The sequence below is a fragment of the Rhizobium chutanense genome (assembly GCF_002531935.1).
In the GTDB taxonomy this organism is placed as follows: Bacteria; Pseudomonadota; Alphaproteobacteria; order Rhizobiales; family Rhizobiaceae; genus Rhizobium; species Rhizobium chutanense.
Map to the genome: position 1 here is coordinate 1 of NZ_NWSV01000069.1, position 2,870 is coordinate 2,870.

Consider the following 2,870-nt stretch of genomic DNA (forward strand, 5'->3'; position numbering starts at 1 on the left):
ATCATGCCCTCAAGGCATGGCCGAACACCATATGGCGACGGCTTGCCGACAATCGTCTGCACTCGACCATCAGGCCGGCACATGGCTTGAGAGGCTCGCCAGCAGTTTCGGGTGATGTGTGGAACATGCAGCGCGAAGGGTGCCGTCAGAATTTCCGATTCCAACCAATCTTTCCGCCGGCCTTTCTGATTTCGCCGCCTCAGGCAACGGAACCATTGCGGTGTAGCTGCTGACAGAACCCGTTGCGCGCCTGATAGTTATGCGACCTATGGGGCGGCGATCAGGATGAGACGCGCGCGACAATCTGGATGAGATTCTTATGTCGCGGTCGGGATGAAGTTATCATGTTGATTGTCGCTGGCAAGAGCTTCATCGTGGTCTGATTGCCGCTCCGCGACAAACTGTGCGGTGCCTTTGATTGTCGCGAATGAGGCTGGCCTGCCGCGCTGGCGTTTGGCCTCCATGGCGGAACGTCGTCGACAGCTTTCGACGTTCATTTCGAATGATCGTTGCGTGATGAACAAGTCGGTCCACCGCGGCACCCGCCCGCAGGTGTCAGGCGAAATGAGAAACTGACCCCCTAACGAAATGAAGAACTGCCCCCTCGTGTGACAACGAGGAGAGATGGATGACAAGTGCGATTTCAGCGCATCCTGCATCGTGGGGAACGATGCAGGGCGAAGATATGCTTGAGGCAGATGAGGTGGTGGCAATGTTGCGGCTGCACGAGCTTGGTTGGGGTGCCAAGCGTCTATCGAAGGAATTTGGATGTGCTCGCAACACTGTCCGTCGATATCTTCGTGAGGGTGGAGCGGTACCCTTCAAGAAGCCGGTTCGGAGGAGTGCTTTTGATGGCCTTGATGATTGGCTTCGTGAACGCTTCTTTCGCCATGATGGCAATGCCGATGTGATCCGGCAGGAGCTGGCGAGCGAGCATGGAATTATCATCGGTTTGCGTTCGGTAGAGCTTCGAGTCCGGGAATGGCGGCGGGAACTCAAGGCGCAAAAGCGTGCGACAGTGCGGTTTGAAACGCCGCCTGGTCGTCAGTTGCAGATCGACTTCGGGCAGACGCGTGTCTGGATCGGTGACGAGCGGCTTCGGGTAAACGTCTTTGTCGCCACGCTAAGCTATTCCAGACGCATTCATATCCGTGCCTCATTGAGAGAAGGGCAGACAGATTGGTTCGAGGGGATGGAAGGCGCGTTTCTTCGGTTTGGCGGCGTTCCCGTTGAGGTTTTGCTGGATAATGCGAAGGCACTTGTCGAACATCACGACGCGGTTAGCCGGGAGGTTCGCTTCAATGCGCGACTCTGGGCGTTTGCCCGTTACTGGGGCTTCGCGCCACGCGCTTGCGCTCCCTACCGGGCGCGAACAAAGGGGAAGGACGAGCGCGGGGTCGGGTACGTCAAGAAGAATGCTATCGCTGGTCGCCGGTTTGAGAACTGGGCTTCGTTCGAGGCGCACCTTGACCGATGGATACGAGAGATCGCAGACCGACGAGAACACGGCACGACTGGTGAAGCACCAATTGAACGCTTTGCTGCGGAGGCCGAAGCCCTTCGGCCGCTATCCGGCCGCGTACCGTTTGGACAACTACGCGACCTCGTGCGCAAAGTGCAGGCGGACTGCGCCATCGATCTCGACACAAACAGCTATTCCGTACCCTGGCGTCTCATCGGCGAGAGCGTCCAAGTCGTTGTATTGGCTGGCCGTGTAATTATCCGTCACGCTGGCCAGGTTGTGGCCGATCATCCTCTCTGCCAGGGACGGCGACAACGGATCGTCGACCGGGATCACTTTGTTGGCTTCGCGGGTAGCGAAGGACTGGTTCGCACCGCTCCAGTCGAGCTGGCACCAGCCGCCTTGCTGCGACCTCTTGCGGAATACGAGGCCGTTGTTGGAGGTGGCTGGTGATGACGACCGTCGATCACGATTTACTCATCGCGACACTCGATCGGCTAAAGCTGACGGCGATCCGCGATCAACTCGACACGTTGCTGGACGAGGCGCTCGAAGATGACGTTGCGCGAAGCTCTGGCGTTCCTGGTCTCACGAGAGATTGCCCGGCGCGATGAACGGCGCATCTCGATGTCGAGCAAGTTGGCGCAGTTCCCCTTCGTACGCGAACTCGATGGCTTCGACTTCGAGGCACAGCCCTCGCTGGATCGAGGACAGATCAGGGAGCTGTCAACCTGCCGCTGGATTGCTCACGGCGACACCGTCCTATTCCTCGGACCTCCGGGCACCGGTAAGACGCACCTTGCTGTCAGTCTTGGCCGAGAAGCAATCCGCCAGAACTACAACGTTCAATTCGTCACGGCGGCCACTCTGGTTGCGATGCTCGCCAAGGCCCATAACGATGGCTCATTGGACAAGCAGTTGACAATCCTATCGCGGCCGAAACTGCTGATCATCGACGAGCTGGGATATCTGCCCTTCGAAGCTAACGCCGCCCACCTGTTCTTCCAACTGGTCTCTCGCCGCTATGAAAGGGGATCGATCCTGATTACCTCCAATCGATCGGTCGGAGAGTGGGGGAGCGTCTTTGGAGACCCTGTCGTCGCCACCGCGATATTGGACCGCCTGCTGCACCATTCGACGGTGATCACCATCCGAGGTGATAGCTACAGGCTTCGCGAAAAGCGCCGTTCCGGCCTTCTGCAGAAGGCCGGAACAGCGCTTGAGACAAACGAAACAGCAAATCAATGAAGGGGTCAGTTCTTCGTTTCGCCTACGGGGTCAAATCTTCACTTCGCTTGACAGCAGGCATAGTTTGATAGTTGCAGGATACGGGGTCGGCATCGAGCACCCAACTCACACGTTGGCTCATGATCGCTGTATGAAATGCATCCGGCGCCATGGGCGGGTT

At 58.0% G+C, this 2,870-nt stretch carries 1 protein-coding gene and 2 pseudogenes; 2 read left to right on the forward strand and 1 reads right to left on the reverse strand.

Annotated elements, in window-relative coordinates:
• Positions 1–317 precede the first annotated feature (317 nt).
• A pseudogene (locus CO666_RS33240) lies at positions 318–540 on the reverse strand (hypothetical protein); the annotation flags it as partial.
• 88 nt (positions 541–628) lie between these two features.
• On the opposite strand from CO666_RS33240, the gene istA reads away from it, so the two are divergent.
• Together istA and istB are read left to right on the forward strand one after the other, a co-directional pair.
• Entirely contained in the window at positions 629–1,915 is a 1,287-nt protein-coding gene (gene istA, locus CO666_RS33245; protein WP_016737538.1) for an IS21 family transposase, read from the forward strand.
• Positions 1,915–2,710 (forward strand): annotated as a pseudogene (gene istB, locus CO666_RS33250) (IS21-like element ISSme2 family helper ATPase IstB). The gene istA and the pseudogene istB overlap by 1 nt, the downstream one beginning before the upstream one ends.
• Positions 2,711–2,870 lie beyond the last annotated feature (160 nt).

Bases quoted from the DNA above. Each gene is read 5' to 3' on its own strand.
- istA (WP_016737538.1), top strand. From the start codon at position 629: ATGACAAGTGCGATTTCAGCGCATCCTGCATCGTGGGGAACGATGCAG.